The sequence below is a fragment of the Actinomadura formosensis NBRC 14204 genome (assembly GCF_001552155.1).
GTDB lineage: Bacteria > Actinomycetota > Actinomycetes > Streptosporangiales > Streptosporangiaceae > Spirillospora > Spirillospora formosensis.
This window is the reverse complement of sequence record NZ_BCQQ01000053.1, coordinates 1-20,058: the sequence shown is the minus strand read 5'-3', so window position 1 is coordinate 20,058 and position 20,058 is coordinate 1. Positions and strand designations below refer to the sequence as shown.

General features: G+C 72.0%; 22 protein-coding genes. 10 read left to right on the top strand and 12 right to left on the bottom strand.

What is annotated here, in order from left to right; all coding sequences use genetic code 11:
• Nucleotides 1-14 precede the first annotated feature (14 nt).
• Nucleotides 15-245 (top strand): hypothetical protein, encoded by a 231-nt coding sequence (locus tag AF1_RS15870; protein WP_067798938.1) that lies wholly within the window; start codon nt 15-17, stop codon nt 243-245.
• Nucleotides 246-296: 51 nt separating this feature from the next.
• Here the strand turns inward: AF1_RS15870 and AF1_RS15865 are convergent, their stop codons facing one another.
• The 3 genes from AF1_RS15865 to AF1_RS15855 form a co-directional block, all read right to left on the bottom strand.
• Nucleotides 297-1,568 (bottom strand): MFS transporter, encoded by a 1,272-nt coding sequence (locus tag AF1_RS15865; protein WP_067798936.1) that lies wholly within the window; start codon nt 1,566-1,568, stop codon nt 297-299.
• 89 nt (nt 1,569-1,657) lie between these two features.
• The gene (locus AF1_RS15860; protein WP_067798933.1) at nt 1,658-2,470 is read right to left on the bottom strand and encodes an ABC transporter permease; all 813 of its coding nucleotides are present in this window, start codon (nt 2,468-2,470) and stop codon (nt 1,658-1,660) included.
• Complete coding sequence (locus AF1_RS15855) at nt 2,467-3,420, bottom strand: ABC transporter ATP-binding protein (RefSeq protein WP_174548857.1); 954 nt, start codon at nt 3,418-3,420, stop codon at nt 2,467-2,469. Before AF1_RS15855 ends, AF1_RS15860 begins: the two co-directional genes overlap by 4 nt.
• 82 nt (nt 3,421-3,502) lie before the next feature.
• Between AF1_RS15855 and AF1_RS15850 the strand changes: the two genes are divergently transcribed.
• Entirely contained in the window at nt 3,503-4,114 is a 612-nt protein-coding gene (locus tag AF1_RS15850) for a DUF1707 SHOCT-like domain-containing protein (RefSeq protein WP_131732640.1), read from the top strand.
• Here the strand turns inward: AF1_RS15850 and glpX are convergent.
• Entirely contained in the window at nt 4,111-5,145 is a 1,035-nt protein-coding gene (gene glpX, locus AF1_RS15845) for a class II fructose-bisphosphatase (protein ID WP_067798930.1), read from the bottom strand. The two genes, AF1_RS15850 and glpX, sit on opposite strands and share 4 nt — an antisense overlap.
• 194 nt (nt 5,146-5,339) lie before the next feature.
• Between glpX and AF1_RS15840 the strand changes: the two genes are divergently transcribed.
• Together AF1_RS15840 and AF1_RS15835 are read left to right on the top strand one after the other, a co-directional pair.
• A complete protein-coding gene (locus AF1_RS15840) occupies nt 5,340-6,005 on the top strand; it encodes a TetR/AcrR family transcriptional regulator (RefSeq protein ID WP_084262981.1) in 666 nt (221 codons plus the stop codon).
• Nucleotides 6,006-6,025: 20 nt separating this feature from the next.
• Nucleotides 6,026-6,751, top strand: a complete 726-nt coding sequence (locus tag AF1_RS15835; RefSeq protein ID WP_067798926.1) for a DUF4245 domain-containing protein — start codon at nt 6,026-6,028, stop codon at nt 6,749-6,751.
• Nucleotides 6,752-6,776: 25 nt separating this feature from the next.
• Here AF1_RS15835 and AF1_RS15830 read toward each other — a convergent pair whose 3' ends face one another.
• Complete coding sequence (locus AF1_RS15830) at nt 6,777-7,010, bottom strand: exodeoxyribonuclease VII small subunit (RefSeq protein WP_067798923.1); 234 nt, start codon at nt 7,008-7,010, stop codon at nt 6,777-6,779.
• A gap of 55 nt (nt 7,011-7,065) precedes the next feature.
• The gene (gene xseA, locus AF1_RS15825) at nt 7,066-8,274 is read right to left on the bottom strand and encodes an exodeoxyribonuclease VII large subunit (RefSeq protein ID WP_067798920.1); all 1,209 of its coding nucleotides are present in this window, start codon (nt 8,272-8,274) and stop codon (nt 7,066-7,068) included.
• 39 nt (nt 8,275-8,313) lie between these two features.
• Between xseA and AF1_RS15820 the strand changes: the two genes are divergently transcribed.
• Entirely contained in the window at nt 8,314-8,739 is a 426-nt protein-coding gene (locus AF1_RS15820; RefSeq protein WP_242608818.1) for a MarR family winged helix-turn-helix transcriptional regulator, read from the top strand.
• Between the two features lie 86 nt (nt 8,740-8,825).
• Here the strand turns inward: AF1_RS15820 and AF1_RS15815 are convergent, their stop codons facing one another.
• Nucleotides 8,826-9,791 carry a hypothetical protein gene (locus AF1_RS15815; protein ID WP_067798917.1) on the bottom strand — a complete coding sequence of 322 codons (966 nt, stop codon included), beginning with the start codon at nt 9,789-9,791 and terminating at the stop codon, nt 8,826-8,828.
• Nucleotides 9,792-9,930: 139 nt separating this feature from the next.
• Here AF1_RS15815 and AF1_RS15810 point away from each other — a divergent pair, with 139 nt between their 5' ends.
• The gene (locus tag AF1_RS15810; protein ID WP_067798904.1) at nt 9,931-10,896 is read left to right on the top strand and encodes a 4-hydroxy-3-methylbut-2-enyl diphosphate reductase; all 966 of its coding nucleotides are present in this window, start codon (nt 9,931-9,933) and stop codon (nt 10,894-10,896) included.
• A gap of 5 nt (nt 10,897-10,901) precedes the next feature.
• On the opposite strand, the gene AF1_RS15805 is transcribed toward AF1_RS15810, so the two are convergent.
• The 5 genes from AF1_RS15805 to rmuC form a co-directional block, all read right to left on the bottom strand.
• The gene (locus AF1_RS15805; RefSeq protein ID WP_084262980.1) at nt 10,902-11,807 is read right to left on the bottom strand and encodes an arginase family protein; all 906 of its coding nucleotides are present in this window, start codon (nt 11,805-11,807) and stop codon (nt 10,902-10,904) included.
• Nucleotides 11,804-12,691, bottom strand: coding sequence for a haloalkane dehalogenase (locus tag AF1_RS15800; RefSeq protein ID WP_067798901.1), 888 nt, complete (start codon nt 12,689-12,691; stop codon nt 11,804-11,806). Before AF1_RS15800 ends, AF1_RS15805 begins: the two co-directional genes overlap by 4 nt.
• A gap of 11 nt (nt 12,692-12,702) precedes the next feature.
• Nucleotides 12,703-13,251, bottom strand: coding sequence for a TetR/AcrR family transcriptional regulator (locus tag AF1_RS15795; protein ID WP_207394049.1), 549 nt, complete (start codon nt 13,249-13,251; stop codon nt 12,703-12,705).
• Between the two features lie 106 nt (nt 13,252-13,357).
• Complete coding sequence (locus tag AF1_RS15790; protein WP_067798894.1) at nt 13,358-13,909, bottom strand: DUF6542 domain-containing protein; 552 nt, start codon at nt 13,907-13,909, stop codon at nt 13,358-13,360.
• Nucleotides 13,910-13,965: 56 nt separating this feature from the next.
• Nucleotides 13,966-15,333: a DNA recombination protein RmuC gene (gene rmuC, locus AF1_RS15785; RefSeq protein WP_084262979.1), complete on the bottom strand. Its 1,368-nt coding sequence runs from the start codon at nt 15,331-15,333 to the stop codon at nt 13,966-13,968.
• A gap of 141 nt (nt 15,334-15,474) precedes the next feature.
• Here rmuC and ychF point away from each other — a divergent pair, with 141 nt between their 5' ends.
• The 4 genes from ychF to AF1_RS36815 all read left to right on the top strand — a co-directional run.
• The gene (ychF, locus tag AF1_RS15780; protein ID WP_067798891.1) at nt 15,475-16,566 is read left to right on the top strand and encodes a redox-regulated ATPase YchF; all 1,092 of its coding nucleotides are present in this window, start codon (nt 15,475-15,477) and stop codon (nt 16,564-16,566) included.
• Nucleotides 16,567-16,999: 433 nt separating this feature from the next.
• Nucleotides 17,000-18,043 (top strand): conjugal transfer protein, encoded by a 1,044-nt coding sequence (locus AF1_RS15775; protein ID WP_067798889.1) that lies wholly within the window; start codon nt 17,000-17,002, stop codon nt 18,041-18,043.
• Between the two features lie 60 nt (nt 18,044-18,103).
• Entirely contained in the window at nt 18,104-18,388 is a 285-nt protein-coding gene (locus AF1_RS15770; RefSeq protein ID WP_067798886.1) for a hypothetical protein, read from the top strand.
• A gap of 41 nt (nt 18,389-18,429) precedes the next feature.
• The coding region (locus tag AF1_RS36815; RefSeq protein WP_303621241.1) for a TcpE family conjugal transfer membrane protein at nt 18,430-20,058 on the top strand (1,629 nt) is incomplete at its 3' end.

The window sequence follows — 20,058 nt, the reverse complement described above, 5'->3', positions numbered from 1 at the left end:
TGTAGGAGGTATGTATGAGTCTGGATGAGGCCGCGCGGCAGCTGAAGATGGCCGGCCACGACGCGCAGGTGGCCTTCGACTGCATCGGCCTGGGCGACCTCGAAAGGGCACAGGAGCACGCGGTCACCCTGCGGGCGGCGGCCGACGCCGCCGAGGTCGCGCTCAGCCGCGCGTTGGAGGACCTGACGCCGGAGCAGGCCCAGGCCGAAGGCGAGAAGGCCATCCGTTCCCTCGAAGACGCCTGACCGGCTTCAGGGCGCCCCCGGACGCGCCGACGCGGCCGGGGGCCGGCACGGTCAGGCCATGGGGCGTTCCATGGCGGGGGCGTCCGGGCGGGCGCCCGCCACGGGGGCCGGGGCGAACCCCTTCGCGGTGATGAAGACGATCAGGATCAGGACCGTCGGGACGGTGAACGCGATGCGCAGGCCGTGGCCGGCGCTGAGCGGGGCGATGGCGCCGACGACGGCGGCGCCCAGGACGAACCCGACATAGTTGAAGATGTTCACGCGGGACACCGCCACGCCGAGGCCCGTGGGGTCGACGCGTCCGGCGGCGGAGAAGGACACCGGGGCGATCACGCTGAGACCGAGCCCGGCCAGCGCGAACGCGGCGATGGCGAAGGGCGCGGACGGCGCCGCGACGACTCCGACCATGCCGGCGATGCCGACCAGGCCGCCGAGCCGCACGACGCGCACGGCGCCGGAGCGCCGGACGGCGAAGTCCGCGACGCCCCGGCTGATCACCATCGTGATCTGGTAGGCGACGTAGCCGAGCGGCGCCACCCAGTCGCTCGCGGAGAGCTCGTCGTCCAGGTACTTGGCGCCGTAGCTGGAGATGGCCGCGTCGGCGAGGTAGGCGACGGCCATCGCGGTGCCGACGATGAGGATCGGACGCCACGGGACGCTGCGCCCGGCGGCCTTCAGCTCCTCGGCGGTCGGCCCGTCGCCCTCCTCCGCGCGGCGGTACAGGCGGGGGCCGGTGGTGAGGGACGCGGCGATCCCCACGGCCGCGGCGATCGCGAACCCGGTGAACAGCGACAGGTCGAGCCGGTTGGTCAGGGCCGCCCAGAGCCCGCCGAGGATGCCCGCGACGCTCCACACCGCGTAGAAGCCGGTGATCAGGCTGATCCCGTACCGGCGCTCGACGGCGACCGCCTGGGCGTTCATCGACGCGTCCACCGCGCCGACGAACAGGCCGAACAGCGCGACCGCCGTGTACAGCGCGACGTCTTCCGCGATCGCCGGGGGCCTGGGGAGCGTCCCCCCGAACGACAGGTCGCCGGTGAGGCCGATCAGCGCGATCGTGACGGCCACCGCCGGCTGCGACACCCGCAGCACCGGACCGCTGCCGAGCCGCTGGAACAGGGCGCCGGACACGACGCTGCCCACCCCGGCGACCAGCGGCACCATCAGCAGCACCAGTGAGAGCGTCGCGTCGCTCAGATGATGCGCCTTCTGTATCTGCGGTACCTGTGTCACCAGCGAGGCGAAGCAGAGCCCCTGGACGGCGAACGCGGTGTACGCGGAGATCCGGGCCTGCCGGTCCCGTGCGGTGATGCCCTGGCTCATGGGCCCGACCCCTCTGCGCTACGCAATGTGAAGAAGATTCGCGTCAGCGTAGGGACAGGGGGACCGGTCGGTCAATCGTCCCGGGGCGGTCAGTCGATGAGACGCCTGCGCATACCGCGGACGGCGATGAGCCACATCAGCGCGGCGAACGCGACCAGGCCCGCCAGATGGCCGAGGTCGGCCAGCGGGCGCAGGCCGAACACCGCGTCCCGGACCAGCTCCACGCAGTGGTAGAGCGGGTTCAGGTACGAGACGTTCCGGGCCCAGTCCGGCAGCGCCCCGACCGGGAAGAACGTCCCGGCGATCAGGAACAGCGGCGTCACCACACCGGTGATCACATAGTCGAACGAGTTGATCGACGGCACCACCGAGGACGTCCACATCCCGAAGAGGCCGAAGCCGAGCGCGGTGAAGAACGTCACGAACGGCACCAGCAGCATCCCGAACGAGGGGTCGAGGCCGAAGAACAGCGCCACAACGATCGGCGTGCACGAGTACACCGCCGATTTGGCCGCGATCCACAGCGCCTCGGCCGTCACCAGTTCGTGGACGTCCACGGGCGCCGCCAGCATCCCGTCGTAGGTGTGCTGGAACACGCGCCTGATGTAGCCGTTGAACATGCCCGGGAACACCGAGGTGAACAGGGCCGCCGTCCCGACGACGCCGGTCGCGACGAAGTCCAGGTACCGGTAGTGGCCGATCATCGCGACCATCGAGCCGAACCCGTAGCCGAACGCGAGCAGGAAGAACGTCGGCTCCACGATCGAGGCGAACGACTGCGACTTCCAGTACCTCTTGTAGAGGGCCAGCTCGTGCCGCCAGACGCCGCGCACCGGCGCCATCTCGAAGCGGCGCAGGCGCGGCGCCCGCTCCGCAGGGACGGCCTCCGCCCGAACGGTCATTCCACACGCTCCCCGGTCAGCACCACGAACACGTCCTCCAGGCTGGCGGCGCGGCGCACGCCGCCGGGGCCCAGCTCGTCCTCCAGCGACGGGGGGATCGTCTCCGCCTTCAGCACCGACACCGACGGGCCGGTGCGGCGCGTCGGGAGCCCCGCCGCCTTCGCCAGCCGCTCCACCTCCGTCAGCCGGTCGGGCGGCCCGTGGTGCTCGACGACCCGGGCGCCCGCGTACTCGGCGACGAGGTCCGCCGGCGAGCCGCGGGCGATGACCCTGCCGTGCGACATGAGCGCGCACTCGTCCGCCAGCCGCTCGGCCTCCTCGATGTAGTGCGTGGACATCAGCACCGTCGTGCCCCCGGCCCGCAGCCCGTCGATCAGCCCCCACAACTCCGCCCGCACCTGCGGGTCGAGGCCCACGGTCGGCTCGTCCAGCAGGACGAGCGCGGGCCGGTGCACCAGCCCACGCGCGATCAGCAGCCGGCGCCGCATGCCGCCGGACAGGTCGTCCACCTTCGTCCGCTGCCGCTCGGTCAGGTGCGCGATCGCCAGCGCGTCGTCCACCGCCTTGCGCCGTGCCTTGCGCGGCACCCGGTACAGGTACGCGAACACCTCCAGGTTCTCGCGCGCGGTCAGCTCTTCGTCGAGGTTGTCCTGCTGCGGGACGACGCCCATCGCGGCTCGCGCGCGTTTGGACTCCCTCGGGACGCTGAAACCGAGGACGTGAATGCTGCCCTCGTCGGCGATCGCCTGCGCGGTCAGCATCTTCATCGTCGTCGACTTCCCGGCGCCGTTCGGGCCCAGCAGCCCCAGGCAGACCCCGGCCGGGACTTCGAGGTTCAGCCCGTCCACGGCGGTGAAGCCGCCGAACCGCTTCACCACGCCGCGAAGGCTGATCGCCGCCGCGCCCGCCGCGTCCTGGACATCGGTGATCCGGGCCCGTTGCAAGGTCATGACCTCACACTAGGAAACCCGGGGAGCGAATCCCCAACGGTTTTCCGGCGGGCCCGTCCTGACCTCGGGCTACTCTCTAGACGTGGACGTCCCCCATCGCCCCGCCGCCGAGAAGGTCACCCGCGTGCGCGACCTGCGCGCCTCCGACGCCGACCGGGAACGCGTCGTCGCCGTGCTCGGCGAGGCGCTCGCCGATGGGCGGCTCACCATGGAGGAGCACTCCGAGCGCACCGCCCGCGCCTACGCCGCCCGCACCCTGGGCGAGCTCACCGGCCTCACCGGCGACCTCAGCCCCGAGGAGGCGCAGCCCATCCTGGTGGACGACCGGCCGGTCTCGGTCTTCTTCGGCCGCACCCGCCGGGAGGGACGCTGGGTCGTCCCGGTGAAGCTGCAACTCCTCGCCCTGTTCGGAACGGTCGAACTGGACCTGCGCGAGGCCGTGCTGCAGCGTCGGCACATCGTGGTCGACTCGCTGGTGCTCGGCGGCCGGATCCGGCTCCTCGTCCCCGAGGGCGTCCGCGTGCACGTCACCGGCCGCACCATCCTCAGCACCCGCGACCTGCGGGCCCGTCCCGTCCAGGACGGGCCCACGGTCGAGGTCGGCGGCATGATGATCTTCGGCTCGGTGCGCGCCCGGGCGCCGAAGCGGTCGCTGCGCACCCGCGTCCGGAACCGGCTCGGCCGCGGCGGCTAGACCGCCGTGTCGAAGTTGATCGCGCTGTAGGCGCGGAGCTTGCTCAGCTGGTGCTCGCTGGAGATCGTCCGGATCGTCCCGCTGCGCGAGCGCATGACCAGCGAGTGCGTGACCGCGGTCCCCTTGCTGTAGCGGACGCCGTCCACCAGTTCCCCGTCGGTGATCCCGGTGGCGGCGAAGAACACGTCGTCGGACGTGACCAGGTCGTCGGTCGTCAGCACCCGGCCCAGATCGTGACCGGCGTCGAGCGCCTTGCGCTTCTCCTCGGCGTCCTGCGGCCACAGCCGGCCCTGGATCACCCCGCCCATCGCCTTGATCGCGCACGCCGCGATGATGCCCTCCGGGGTGCCGCCGATGCCGAGCAGCAGGTCGACGCCGGTGCCCGGCCGGGACGCCATGATCGCGCCGGCGACGTCGCCGTCCATGATGAACTTGATCCGCGCGCCCGCCTCCCGGACCTCCTTGACGATGCCCTCGTGCCGCGGACGGTCCAGGATGCACACGGTCACGTCGTGCGGCGAGGAGCCCTTCGCGCGGGCGATCGCGCGGATGTTGTCGGCGATCGGACGCTCGATGTCGACGGCGTCGGCCGCCTCCGGGCCGGTCACCAGCTTCTCCATGTAGAACACCGCGGACGGGTCGAACATCGACCCGCGCGGCGCCACCGACAGCACCGCGATCGCGTTGTTCATGCCGAGCGCGGTCAGCCGCGTCCCGTCCACCGGGTCGACCGCGACGTCGCACTCGGCCCCCGACCCGTCCCCGACCTCCTCGCCGTTGAACAGCATCGGCGCATGGTCCTTCTCGCCCTCGCCGATCACGACGACGCCCCGCATGGACACCGTGTTGATCAGCTGGCGCATGGCGTTCACGGCGGCCCCGTCGGCGCCGTTCTTGTCCCCCCGGCCGACCCAGCGGGCCGCGGCCATCGCGGCGGCCTCGGTCACCCGGACCAGCTCCATCGCGAGGTTGCGGTCCGGTGCGGCCGGCTCGGTGGTGAGCGGCGAGGAAACGGCGGTCTCATCGGACATGACGGGGCGGCCCCTTCGTTCGGTGGTGCCTAGAATTCTCCGTGGACCGGACTGCGGGCCACAAATTGGACCAGACCAGCCGCGGCACGGATCGTACCGGCACCCGTGGTACCAGTCCCGCGCGGCACCGGGATTTGACGGTCACGCGGACAAGGGATCGTTTCCCCATGGGAGAGGGCGTAATCTCAGGCGTCATGAGCAGCGACATCGACGTCTCCTCCGACGAGGTGGCACCGAACGGGGGCGCGCGGTCCGCCGAACCCCCCGCGCGGACCTCCGACCGCGGTGCCGCCACGCGCGGCGCCCTGCTGGCCGCCGCCCGGGACGTCTTCTGTGAGGCCGGGTTCGCCCAGGCCGCGGTGACCGACATCGTCGCCAAGGCGGGTGCCAGCGTCGGCAGCCTCTACCACCACTTCAACGGCAAGGCGGACCTGTACCTGACGCTGTTCGAGGACTTCCAGGGCCGGCAGCAGGAACGCACCCGGGAGGCGATCAACGCCGTCCGGGAGGCGGGCGAGACCGACCCCATGCGGCAGTTCATCGCCGGCGCGGGCGCCTACCTGAGCGGCTGCCTCGACGAGCGGGACGTGGCCCGGCTGTTCATCTCCGGCGACGGCCCGCCCGGGTTCGACCGCGTGATGCGGCAGCGGCTCAACAAGTGGGCGCGCCGCAACGCCGCCCTGTTCCACACCGCCGACGGCGGCGTGGACGAGGCCCTCGTCACCGTGCTGACCGGCGCGATGGCCGGTGCCGTGTCCGAGATCTCACTGCTGGACGACGAGGACGCCGCCCGCCGGCTCGCCGACGAGATCATGGCCATCGTCGGCACGATCCGCAACCCCCGTACGGAGCAGAGCTGACCGTGGGGGATGCTGGAGGGGTGACGGAGAAGACCCCTTCCGCCGAGGAGACCGCGTCCGCCGAGGAGACCGCGGATGGCCGGGACGCCCCGCGCGAGGACACGCCGGCGGAGCCGGACGCGCCGGCGGCGCGGCCGACGATCGAGGTCAGCCCCGCCGTGCACAAGCGGCTGACGACGGGGCTCGGCGGCTTCACCCTGGCGATGGCCGCGTGCCTGCTGCTGGTGCTCGCGATCTACCTCGTGTCGCCGCGCGGTGGCAAGGAGGTCCTGCGGACCATCGACTACAGCTCGCAGCTGCGGGCGATGCGCGGCGACGCGCCCTACACCGTGTACGCGCCCGAGGGGCTGCCCGGCACGTGGCGGCCGAACAGTTCCCGGGTGACCGGCCTGAACTCCGGCGGCAGGGAGCCCGTCGCCTGGCACCTCGGGTTCGTGACACCGGCCGACGAGTACGCGGCGCTGGAGCAGAGCGACGAGAAGGCGTCCGAGTACGTCCCGCGCATGACGAACAGCAGCAATCCGATCGGGACGCAGCAGGTGAACGGCGTCACCTGGACGAAGTACCACCGCAAGGACAAGAAGGCGAACTCCCTCGCCCGCACCCTGCCGGACGGCCTGAGCATCGTGGTGACCGGCACCGCGTCCTACGAGGAACTCGCGATCCTGGCGGCGTCGCTCAAGCCGCAGAGCAAGGGCGGCGCGACGCCGGCCACCTCGGCATCGCCCACGCCCGCCGCTTCCTGAGCCTCAGAACGGGGCGGCCTGAGCCTCAGAACGGGGCGCCGTCGCCGTCGCCGGGACGGTCGAGGGCGGCGGCCAGCCGCGCGCGGGCCCCCTCCAGCCACTCCTCGCAGATCTCGGCGAGCCTCTCGCCCCGCTCCCACAGGCCGAGGGACTCCTCCAGCGTCAGCCCGCCGGCCTCCAACCGCTTGACGACCTCGGTCAGCTCATCCCGCGCCTGCTCGTACGACGGCTTTTCCGCCGTCCCCTTCTCATCCGCCACCTGCCTACCCTCTCACTCCGGGGGACGCCCCCAGGCTCCCTGCGAAAACCAAGGCTCACTCCCGCTCGGTCACGGTCACGCCGAGCCGGCCGCCGGCCAGCCGGACGTGGAGGCGCTCCCCGTCCTCGACCGCCCCGGCTCCCCGCACCACCGTCCCGTCCGCCCGCTGGACGATCGCGTACCCACGTTCCAGCGTCGCCGCGGGGGACAGGGCCAGCAGCCGGGCACGGGTGTGCGACAGCTCGTCCCCGGCCCGGTCCAGCGCGCCGGACAGGCACCGCCGCGTCCGCTCCCGGAGCGCCGCGACCTGCTCGGACTGCCGCTCGATCTCCCGCACCGGGTCGGCCAGCGCGGGCCGCGACCGCACCGCCCGCAGCCACGCCAGCTCCCGCTCCAGGCCGCCCGCCAGGCAGCGCCGGCCCCGGTCGCGCAGCTGCCGGACGAGCTGCAACTGCTCCCGCACGTCCGGGACGGTCCTCTTCGCGGCGTCGGTCGGGGTGGACGCCCGCACGTCCGCGACCAGGTCGAGGAGCGGGCCGTCCTGCTCGTGCCCGATCGCGCTGACCACCGGGGTGCGGGCCGCGGCGACCGCGCGGACGAGCGCCTCGTCGCTGAACGGCAGCAGGTCTTCCATCGCGCCCCCGCCCCGCGCGATGATGATCACATCAATCTCGGGATCGGCGTCCAGCGTCCGCAACGCCTGCATGACCTCGCCGACCGCGTACGAGCCCTGCACCGCGGTGTTCTCCACCCGGAACGCGACCGCGGGCCAGCGCCGCCGGGCGTTCTGCAGGACGTCGTGCTCGGCGTCGGAGTCGCGCCCGCAGATCAGCCCGATCTTCCCCGGCAGGAACGGCAGCGGACGCTTGCGCTCGGGCCGGAACAGCCCCTCCGCCGCGAGCACCTGCTTCAGCCGCTCCAGCCGGGCCAGCAGCTCGCCGACGCCGACCGGCCGGATCTCCAGGACGCTCAGCGAGAACGTCCCGCGGTTGATCCAGAAGTCGGGCTTGGCGTGGACCACGACACGGGCACCGTCGATCACCGCCGGGCCGGCCGCCTCGAACACGGCGCGCGGCCCGACGACCCGCACCGACATGTTCGCCACCGGGTCACGGAGCGTCATGTAGACCGTCCCGCCACGCGCGTTCAGGTCGGTGATCTGGCCCTCCACCCAGATCCGGCCGAGCCTGCCGATCCAGCCGCTCACCGCCTGCAGGACCGTCCGCACCGGAACCGGGGATTCGGCCGTGGTCTCCATCGCCATGCAGGAACACTACTGACTACGACCCCGAGGAGAACGACCGTGACCGCATCCGAACGCGAGCTCGCCGAACAGCTCAACCTGCGCCTGCGTCACGTCGTGCTGATGCTGCGGCAGGTGAGCGCCGACCAGCCGATCACCAGCCGGCAGCTGTCGGTGCTCGGCTCGCTGGAGCACGGCCCGCGCCGGATGACCGAGCTGGCCGCCGAGCAGGGCGTCCGGCTGCCGACCATGACCGCGCAGATCAACCGGCTCGAACGGGACGGGCTCGTCGCGCGCGGCAGGGACGGCACCGACGCCCGCGTCGTCACCGCCCGGATCACCGGGCCCGGCCGCGACCGGCTGGCCGCCGGGCGGGAGCGCCGGCTCGCCTTCCTCGCCGAACGGCTCGCGGGCCTGACCGAGGAGGAGCGTGCGACGGTCGCCGCCGCGCTGCCCGCCCTCGACAAGCTGTGGGGTAGGCCCTGACATGGACGAGTTCCCCCGGAGATGGAAAAGGACATGGAAAAGCCCCCGGCTCCGGGCCGGGGGCTTTTCTTCGTGGTCGGCCGAGGTCAGCCGAGGCCGTTGAGCTTGGCGATGCGGCGCTCGTACATGCGGATGACGTCCTCACGGGCGGCGTGCTTGCGCTCGTACTCGCGCAGAAGCTTCACCTGTTCGACGGACAGGCCGCGCAGGCGCGCGCGCAGTTGCGGCATTGTGGCGGTGTCGTAGTTCGGCACCGGCAGGTCCTCCGCGATGTGCGCGGCCTCCGCCGGGGCGGCCGGCTTGGTCTCCGGCTTCGGCTCGAACGCCTTCTCGTCCTTGGCCACCGCTTCCCTGGTGATCTCGTCCGTGGCCTCCGTCAACTCGGGCTCGGCGGGCGTCTTGGGCTCCACCTCCGCGGGCTGCTCGGGCTCCGGCTCGGCGGCCTCGGGCTCGGCGGCCTCGGGCTCGGTGGGCTTCGCGGGCTCGGTGGGCTTCGCGGGCTCGGCCGGTTCCGGGGCGGGGGCGGGCTCGGCCTGCGGTGCGGGCTCCGGCCTCGGCTCCGTCGGCTCCGGCTTCGGGGCGGGCTCGGCGACCGGCCCGGCCTCGTCCTCCGGCCTGGCGTGCCGGCGGCCCAGCGCGCCCGGCTTCGCGGGCCTCGGCGGCGGCCCCGGACGGGCGTGCTTCGGCGTGTGCCGTGGTTCGGTGGCGGGCTTGCCGACCGAGATCTCCGAATCGGTGGCGCGCGTGGCGGCCGGCCGCGCGGGCCGGGTGCGGTGCACCGGCTCGGGCTCCTCGCCGTGGCCCCGCCCGGCCACCCGTCCGATGACCTTCCCGGCCGTGTGCTGGACGTCGGCGCGCAGCCGTTCGACCACCGGCTTCACGCCGCCGCCCTCGGTGATCTCCTTGTAGTCCCTGGTCACCCGGTCGCTGATCAGCAGCGCCCGGCCGACACCGAACATGGCCAACCGGACGGCGTGCAGCGGGAGATCGCGAATCTGCTCGCCCACCGTGTCCTTGACCTGCTCCTTGAGGCGGCGCGGCGATTTCGTCATCGGCTCTTCCTCTTCCTGCCTCGTCTCGTCGAACCTCACTCTGCCCCATGAGTGCGAGAATGGTCACCCCGAGTTAATGGATTTCTGTCCAAAGACACCGTGGAGTGAGTCACAGCCGGGTCACTCGTACGATAGGGCCATGACCGCCAACAGCCAGCGCCGTGTCCTGCTCGCCAAACCGCGTGGTTACTGCGCGGGCGTCGACCGGGCCGTGCAGACGGTCGAGATCGCCCTGGAGAAGTACGGGGCCCCGATCTACGTCCGCAAGCAGATCGTGCACAACGTCCACGTCGTCAAGACGCTGCAGGAACGCGGCGCGATCTTCGTGGACGAGACCGAGGAGGTCCCCGAGGGGGCGATCGTGGTGTTCTCCGCGCACGGTGTCGCGCCCGCCGTGCACGAGGAGGCCGACGGCCTGAACCTGCGCACCATCGACGCGACGTGCCCGCTGGTCACCAAGGTCCACAAGGAGGCCGTGCGGTTCGCCGCGCAGGACTACGACATCCTGCTCATCGGCCACGAGGGGCACGAGGAGGTCATCGGCACCACCGGCGAGGCCCCCGACCACATCCACCTCGTGGACGGCCCCGACGACGTCGCGGGCGTCCAGGTCCGCGACCCCGAGAAGGTCGCGTGGCTGTCCCAGACCACGCTGTCGGTCGACGAGACCATCGCCACCGTCGAGAAGCTCCGCGAGCGGTTCCCCCAGCTGATGGACCCGCCGTCCGACGACATCTGCTACGCCACCCAGAACCGGCAGACCGCCGTGAAGGAGATGGCGGCCCGGGCACAGCTCGTCATCGTCGTCGGGTCCACGAACTCGTCCAACTCCGTGCGGCTCGTCGAGGTCGCCAAGGACCACGGCGCCGACGACGCCTACCTCGTCGACTACGCCGAGCACATCGATCCGGCCTGGCTGGAGGGCGTCACCACGGTCGGCGTCACCAGCGGCGCGTCCGTCCCGGACGAACTGGTCCAGGAGGTGCTCGCCTGGCTGGCCGAGCGCGGCTTCGGCGAGGTGGAGGAGATCGAGTCCGTCCCCGAGCACATGCGCTTCGCCCTCCCGAAGGACCTCCGCAAGGACCTCCGCATCACGCCCGTCTAGGGCGCTTACCGGACGTGACGGCCGAGGTCGCCGAGGCTTTCGGCGATGATGCCGGTCAGCAGCCGGGCGTACCGGCCGTCGGGGTCGAGATCGGGATCGAAGATGCAGACCTCGGCCCCGGCCGCATCGGCCGCCAGCCCGCCGAGCAGCGCGGTGAGCTGCCGGGGATCGAGTCCGCCCGGGTCGGGACTGTCCACGGCGGGCATGAACGCCGGGTCGAGGACGTCCACGTCCACGTGGAGCCAGTAGCCGTCGAGGCCGTCGGCGGCGACGATCCCGCGGATGGCGTCGAGCGCGCCGGCGGGGTCGCCGATCCACCGGCTCGCCGGGACGACCATGGCCAGGACCCGTTCCGCCTCGGCGAGCGCCTCGTCGTCCTGCCGGCAGCCGACGTGCACGACATGCTCGGGGGCGAAGTAGGGAGCCAGTCCCTCGATGTCGGACAGCGCGGGCAGGTGCAGCCCGACGGCGGCGGCGAGGTCCTCCCCGGCGACGCTCGCGTACCGGCTGGAGTTGCCGGGGTGGCGGAAGTCCGTGTGACCGTCGATGTGGACGAGGCCGTACCGGCCCCTGCGGGCGAGCGCGAGTCCGGCGCCGAGCAGCACGCTGCAGTCGCCGCCGAGGACGAGCGGCGCGCGCCGCCGTTCGAGGAGCGCGCCGAGCCGGGCGGCCAGCCGCATCGTGTGGTCGATGAGGGCGTCCTGGTTGCGGACCCGCCCCGAGCCGGTGGCCAGGTCGTCGACGTATCTGCCCGCGAGGACGACGCCCTCGTCCCGGGCGCCCCGCGCGAGCAGCCGCGAATGCAGCCCTGCCTCGCGCAGCGCTTCGGGCGCCTTCGCGCACCCGGGGACGCTGGTCTCCTGCGGCGGCCGCAGGCCGAGATTCGTCGGGGCGGCGAGAACGGAGATCATCGCTGGGCCTCCAGGTGCGTGCGCGGGCGGGGTGCGGCGGATTCCGGTCTTCCGAGGTCGCGGAGGAAGCCGCGGAGCGCCTCGCCGATCTCGTCCGGGGAGTCCTCCTGCAGATAGTGGACGCCCTCGACGGTCACCTCGCGCTGGTTGGGGAAGGTGCGGGCGAACTCCGCGGCCCGGCCGACGAGCAGGGCACCGGGGTCGGCCGCGATGAACAGTTTGGGCACGGGCGCCGTGGAGAGCCAGCGGCCGTAGGACTCGACGATCTCGGCCACGTCCCGCGGCGTCCCGTCGATCGGGAGTTCGCGAGCGAAGGCCAGCGTGGGAAGGCGCGACCCGGGGGTGCGGAACGGGGCGCGGTAGGCGTCCATCTCCTCCTCGGTCAGGGAGCGCAGGACACTGCGGGGCAGGACCGTCTCGACGAAGAAGTTCTCCTCCAGCACCAGCTTCTCGCCCCGCTCCGAACGCATGGCGCGGAACAGGTCGTCCCGTCCGGGCGGGAAGTCCGTCCACAGGCGCGGCTGGACGATGGCCTCCATGTAAGCGATCGCCTTGACCCGGCCGGGGTTGCGCGCGGCCCAGTGGAAGCCGAGCGCCGATCCCCAGTCGTGCAGGACGAGGGTGACGTCCGAGGTCAGGCCCATGGCGTCGAACCAGGCGTCGAGATGGCGGGCGTGGTCGGCGAAGCGGTACGCCGGCGCCGGGCCCGAGCGCCCCATGCCGACGAGGTCGGGGGCGAGGCACCGGCCGAGGTCCGACACGTGGGGGATGACGTTCCGCCACAGGTAGGACGAGGTCGGGTTGCCGTGCAGGAAGACGATGGGATCGCCGGTGCCGGATTCGGAGTGGTGGATCGTGGTTCCGAGTACGGAGGTCAGGGGCATGGCTCTCCCGGTCATCGGAGGACCGTCGTGAAGACGACGTCCTTGAAGTGCTGAAGGGGTTCGGGGCTGCGTTCGACCTTCATGCGCAGGATCGCGCCCTGCCAGGAGGCCAGCAGGAAGTCGGCCAGTTCCTCGGGGGGAACGGTGAGGGTGATCCGTCCCTGCGCCGCGGCCTGTTCGAGGCAGCGGGCGAACGGCGGCCGCCACTCCGCGAAGATCCCGGCGAGCCGCGTCCGGATGGCCTCGCTGTGCTCGGCCGACTCCAGGCTCATGTTGCCGATCAGGCAGCCGTGCTGCCAGCCCCGGGCCTCCAGCCGGTCACTGATCGCGTCGAAGTAGCCGCGTAGCCGCTCGATCGGGTCGCCCCCGGTGTCGAGCGTCTCGGCGACGAGCGACCGCACGCTCCCGAAGTAGCGGTCGAGGATCTCCAACCCGAACGCCTCCTTGGAGGCGAAGTGGTTGGTGAACGATCCCTGGGGCACCGACGCCGCGGAGGTGATCTCTCGGACGCCGGCGGCCGAGAATCCGCGCCGCCGGACCACTTCGAGACCCTCCCGCAAGATCTGTTCCTTGTTCGATGGTCTGGGCACCGGTTCAATATGTACGAACGTATTAAGCCTGTCAAGCGGATGGACGGTTTTCGCGCGCCCTGCGCGGGGGTCCGGGTCAGTCCACCTCGCCGTGATGGAGCCGGTGGCGCTCCTGCGTCGTGCCGGGGGACTCGTCCCACCGGACGGGGTTCTCGTTCTCCTCCTTCTCGAAGAGACGCACCCCGACGAGCTTGTCCCGCAGGTCGCGGACGTTCTTCATGAGGCCCCGCGCCAGGCAGATCACCAGGACCAGCAGTGTCGCGAAGAACAGCCACGGCGCGGTGGCCGCCAGCGCGGTCAGGACGCCGACCGTGAGAGCGCGCACCAGCGAGCCGTGGCCGAGCGCGGTCGTGAACACGACCAGGACCGTGGCGACGAAGAACACCAGCGGCGGGCTGACGACGAGCGTGAGCAGGTCAGCGGGACGGGTGGCGAACGCGGCGAGCACGCAGCCGATCGCGAACCCGGCGCCCGCGAGCAGCGGCACCCCGAACCAGTGCGACAGCAGCCCGCACAGCAGCCCGGCGGCGAACATGACGACGATGCCGCCGCGCCCGGTCAGCGTGATCGGGCCCGCGCCGGCGGCCGAGCGCGATCGCGGAGCGGCGGCGCCGCGCTGACGTCCCACTGAACCCCCCGGAGCCGGCGGGGCGCCGCTGGACGCGCCGCGTGCCGTCGATGAAGTCATCGCCACCTCTTCCCTGTGGGGGGCCGGCCCCCCACACCCCCCGGTTCGCCTCGCTCGTGAGTGATGCGCCGGTCGGTCTGGTCGGGGATGGCCTGCGGGTCGAAACCTATCGCTTCCGAGGCCGCGTCGGGCTCCGCTGGCTCGTCGTCGGGGCGGTGGCCGTCCGCGGTCAGTTCGGCCGCAGAGAGCGCGCGGGGGCTTTCCTCCACCGGACGGGGGCCGTCCAAATCCTCATCGACCACGCCCAGGTCGTTCAGCTTGCGCGCGCTGACGAGCACGCGTGTTTCGAGCGATCCGACCGTCCGGTTGTAGGACTTGATGGCGCCGGTCAGCGCGCGCCCCAGCTCGTCGACGTGCTGACCCATCGTGCCGAGCCGCTCGTACAGTTCCTTGCCCAGCTCGAAGACCGCGCGGGCGTTCTGCGAGAGGGCGGCCTGCTGCCAGGCGTAGGACGCGGTCCGCAGCATCGTGATGAGGGTCGTCGGCGTGGCGATGTGCACCCGGCGCCGCATCGCGTACTCCAGCAGCCCTGGGTCGCGGTCAAGCGCGGGCGCGAGAAACGCCTCGCCGGGGATGAACAGGACAACGAACTCCGGTGCGGGGCTGAACGCCTGCCAGTACGACTTGGCCGCCAGACGTTCGACATGGTCGCGCAGATGACGGGCGTGCGCGTCCAGGCGCACCGGATCGCCGCTCTCAGCGGCCTGTAGGTACGCGGCAAGGGAGACCTTGGAATCGACCACGATGCTCTTGCCGCCGGCCAGCCGCACGACCATGTCGGGACGGACCGTGCCGTCCACCGTGACGGAGCTCGCCTGCTCGTCGAAATCGCAGTGATGCGTCATTCCGGCCAGCTCGACGACCCGGCGGAGCTGGAGCTCGCCCCACCGCCCCCTGGCCTCGGGCCGTTGCAGTGCCCGGACCAGCGACTGGGTCTCGCGGCGCAGCTGATCGGAGCTCTGCCGGACGAAGTCGACCTGCTTGGCCAGCATCGCGTGCGACTCCCGGCGGCCCGTCTCGACCTCGCGGAGCTGCTCCTCCACCTTGGCGAGCGTCTCCTTGAGCGGTGCGACCAGGTGCTCGACGGCCTGCTGGCGGCGCTGCAGCTCGCCCGCCGCCTGCACGCCCGCCGCCTTGAGGCGCGCGTCCGCCAGCTCCAGGAACCGCTGATTGCTGGCGTCCAGCGCCTTCGCGGACAGGTTCTCGAAGTGCTCGGCCATCCGCTCCTCGGCGTAGGCGAGCTTCTCCTCCGCCGCCCGCGCCCGCGCGATCAGCGCGCCCTGCCGGCCCGTCGCGAGCGCGTACCCGGCGACGGCGCCGAAGACGGCACCGACGAGCAGGCCGGCGAACAGCGCGAGGTCCATCCGTTCATCGTGGCAGCGCGGCGGCGAAGCGCGACCGCGACGCGCCGGTATGGCCCGGACGCCCCATTCCGGACATTCGGCGGTCCGACGGAGGTTCCAGACAGCCCGAGGGGTCCGCGGGCGCCCATAAACTTGACGGCCGTGAGCCTCTCCATCGGAATCGTCGGGCTGCCCAACGTCGGCAAGTCCACCCTGTTCAACGCGCTGACCAAGAACGACGCGCTGGCCGCCAACTACCCGTTCGCGACCATCGAGCCCAACGTCGGGGTGGTCGGGGTGCCCGACCGGCGCCTGCACACGCTCGCGGAGATCTTCGGCTCGCAGAAGATCCTCCCCGCGACGATGGAATTCCTCGACATCGCGGGCCTCGTCAAGGGCGCGTCCGAGGGGCAGGGGCTCGGCAACAAGTTCCTCGCCAACATCCGGGAGACCAACGCGATCTGCCAGGTGATCCGCGCGTTCGAGGACCCGGACGTCACGCACGTTGACGGCGATGTCGCCCCGGCGCGCGACATCGAGACGATCAACACCGAGCTGATCCTGGCCGACCTCCAGACGATCGAGAAGGCGCTGCCGCGTCTCGACAAGGAGGCCCGCACAAAGAAGGACAAGGACAAGCTCGCCGTCGTCGACGCCGTCAACGCCGCGCAGAAGCTCCTGAACGACGGCGTCACGCTCTTCGCGGGCGCGGACCAGGCCGGCATCGACCTGACGCTCCTGCGCGAGCTGCACCTGCTCACCGCCAAGCCGTTCCTCTACGTCTTCAACCTCGACGAGAGCGAGCTGACCAACGAGGCTCTGCGCGCGCGCCTGCGCGACCTGGTCGCTCCCGCCGAGGCGATCTTCCTGGACGCCAAGATCGAGGCGGAGCTGATCGAGCTGCCGGACGACGAGGCGCTCGAACTGCTGCAGAGCATGGGCCAGGAGGAGTCGGGCCTGTCGCAGCTCGTCCGGATCGGCTTCGACACCCTCGGCCTGCAGACGTACCTGACGGCCGGTCCCAAGGAGGCGCGGGCCTGGACGATCCGCAAGGGCGCCACCGCGCCGGAGGCCGCCGGCGTCATCCACACCGACTTCCAGCGCGGCTTCATCAAGGCCGAGATCGTCTCGTTCGACGATCTGGTGGAGGCCGGCTCCATGGCGGCCGCCCGGACCGCCGGCAAGGTCCGCATGGAGGGCAAGGAGTACGTGATGCAGGACGGCGACGTCGTGGAGTTCCGCTTCAACGTCTGACCCCCGGCGTGACCTGTGTGATTTTGGCAACAGCGGGTCTCTGTGCGGCGCGCGAGGCCGCTGAGCTGGGTGTTTTGTCGTGAGATGTCGCGAACACGACAGTTTGTCGGTTTCTTTCGGGAGCGGAGGGCGGCCGTCGCCGTCACCCGGTAACGAAGCAACCGCCGGGTCGCGTCGCTTGTCCGGATCCTGGACCTGCGCACTCTTCGGAGCCTTGGATAGGGGATCGTCACCGTTTGGCAATCTTTCCCGTTCCTGCCGAGGTGGATTGCATTATCCACAGCCGCGTGCCGGGGCTGTGATTCGCTGCGATGCGCTGGAACAATTGACGCCCGTGGTTACCCTGGGCCCGAGGTGGGTTCAGAAAACCACCGGAACATGACCAGGCACACAGGAGCGCGCCGACCGGGGGCGAGGCGCGAGCGGAGGCAGGATGGCTCGCAGGTCGGCCGTGGGACGCGGCCGTGACACCGCCGTAGTCGACGAGACGGCGGCGCCCGGCGGGGCGCTCGCGTCGTCCGTCGACCCGTCGTGGGACCTGCCCGAGCACGACGGGCGCCGCGGCCGGTCCGGCCGCGGCGGCTCGCGGAACGGCGGCTCGCGCGGCGGCGGTCGCTGGGGCGGATCCGGCGGACGCTGGTGGGTGTGGGTCGGGCGCGCCGTGCTGTGGGCGCTGATCATCGTCATCCTCGTCAACGGCGTCCGCGCCCCGTTCGAGCGCTTCACCGCCGACGACCCCTCCGGCGGCGCGGCGACCGCGTCCAGGCCGCCGAAGAACGCCGGATTCCCCAGCAGTGCCGCGGGCGCGTTCGCCCTCCAGTTCGCCAACGTCTATCTCAACTTCGACCAGAAGGCCGCCCCCGCCCGCGAGGCGCAATTGCGCACCTTCCTGCCCGACGGCGCCGACGCCCAATTCGGCTGGAACGGTGTCGGGAGGATGCAGGTGCAGTCCGTCCAGGTCGCCGGAGTGGACGCCCGCGACGCGAACAACGCGACCGTGACGCTGCTCGCCCGCACCGCCGACCGGTGGCTGCGGCTCGCCGTTCCCGTGTACGCCGACAAGAGCGGCTCCCTGGTCGTGTCAGCCCGTCCCGCCCTGCTTCCCCCGCCGGCCAAGGCGCAGCTTCCCCAGGACGGCGTCCAAGACCGCGACAGCGCGCTCGAAAACGAGCTCCAGCCCTTCCTCGGCACCTTCTTCCAGGAGTACGCGACCGGCAATCAGGCGGCCCTGTCCCGCTTCTCCGACGGGACGACCATCGCCGGTCTCGCCAATTCCGTCACGTTCGTGCAGGTCAAGGAGGTCATAGCGCCGAAGGGTCCCGAGGGCGGGCGCACCGTCACCGCGACGGTGGTGTGGCAGCCCGCCGGGGGCGGCGGCGGTGAGCTGGAGCAGACCTACCAGCTCGCGATGGTCAAGAAGGGCACGACCTGGCTCGTGCGCAGCATTCGCGGCACCACGGAACCGAACGCGTCATGAGAGGCCGCGAATTGAACAACCCAACCCCCGAATCAGCCGACCAAGGAAGGTAGTCAGTCGATGCTGCATCACCTCATGGCGTCGATTCCGCACGAAATCCTGGCGGCGCCCGACGACGAACTCAAGACCGACCAGCTCGCCGACTGGCTCCGCCAGATATTCGGTCCGCTGTTCCTCGTGATCGTCTCCATTGTGGCGATCTTCTTCCTGTTCACCCGCGAGATCACGCGTTTCGTCCAATTCATCGTGCTGGCGATCGGAATCGGAGTGGTCTTCTACGTGCCCAACATCATCGAGACCACGGCCAAGGCGATAGCCAAGGCCCTCGGCGTGGACGTCTCCTGACCCGAGGGAGGCACGGCGCTCGCAGTTAGGGGAGCAGGGGCGTGGATCTACCCACGTACACGAACATCTGGCGCATCGAGAAGCGGCTCTACAAGCTGTACGACCTGCGGCTGCCCATGCCGCTGCCGCTGGTCCAGATCGGCGTGTTCCTGGGCGTGTTCGTGCCCTGGATCCTGCTGCTCAGGCTCATCGGCGTCCCGTTCGAGTCGCCGTGGCACGTCCTGTACATCGTCCCGCCCGGCGTCCTGACCTGGCTGGCGACGCGCCCGGTGATCGAGGGCAAGCGCCTCACCGAACTGCTGCTCTCGCAGAGCCGCTACCTCGCCGAGCCGCGCACCTGGTGCCGCCTCACCCCGATCCGCGAACCCCGCGAAGTGGTGATCGTCGCCCGGGTCTGGCGCCGCGCCGAGGCCCCCGTCCCGGTCGCCGCGGGGGAGCGGGCCGCGATCAAGTCCCGGCGCAAGCGCGGGCAAGAGGCCGAACCGACCCCCCTTCCGGCCCGCATGCCCCGCCCCTCGGCCGCCGCGGCACCCCCGCACCTGGACGAGTACGCCGCGGCCGCCGACCCCACCGCGGCCGCCGACCCCGTCGCGGTGCCCGAACCCGTCGCGCCCCGCAAACCCTGGCGCCGTACCAGCCGCGACATCTCCCACGAGGACGATGTCCTCCCGATCCCGGCCGCCGACCTGGAACATCCCCCGGCGACCCCCTTGCTGGAGACACCGGCGCCCGGCTCCGGCAAGCGTGCCCTCGCCTCCGGCGTCCGCCGCCCCGGCGCCCCGGCCGAGATCTGGCGGGCCGCCCCGCCCACCCCTCCCGACATCCGCAGAACCGCGGAGGAAATAGCGAACGGCCCCCGGCCCGTCACCGACGCGGGCACACCGGCCGCCGCCCGTGAGACGGCGCCTTCGGCGCCGTCCACCGCGGCCGACCCCGGCGCCCCGGGGCGGGGGGGCGCACAGCGCCCGCAGACGCCCGGGGAGCAGCCCGGCACCCAGGTGGCCGGCCCCGCATCGGCCGGGGACACCGGGCGGGCGCGGCCGGGTGAGCCGCATCCGCCCGAGCCGCCGCACGCTGCGCCGCGGCCGCCGGGAGCCGCGGGCGATCCGGCCGATGCCCGCGTGGCCGGTCCTGCGGCTGCGGGCCCGGCGCCGCAGGGTGCGGAGTCCGAGCGTGCGCCTGCGGGTGAGGCCCGGCAGGACGTCGCGCAGCGGTGGCCCGGACCTCCGGGCGTGCCGTTCCAAGGCCGGATTCCCGGGCGCGCGCATCCGAGCGGGCAGCAGGGTGCTGCGTCGGAGCCGCGTACACCCGCTGACGCTCCGGTCGCCGGGCGTGAGGCCGCGACCGAAGTGCCCGGTGGGGCACGGCAGGACGTGCCGCGGCGGCAGACGGGGGCGCCCAGTGAGCCCGTCCAGGGGCGGGTGCCCGAGCGTGCGGCCGATGGCCGGGGTAACGGGGAGGCCGGAGACAAGAAGGTCGCCGGGGCGAGGACCCCGGCGCCGCCTCCGTGGGTGCGGCCGCCCGTGACGCGGCCCGATGTCCCCATGGTGCCCGGGGCCTTCGGGACCCAGCCGCCCCAGCCGCCCGCACCGCGGCGGGAGCCGCCCAAGCCCTGGTCGGAAGGGCTGGCCAGGCCGCGGCCCGCGGCCGACGAGCCCGTCCGGCCCGCC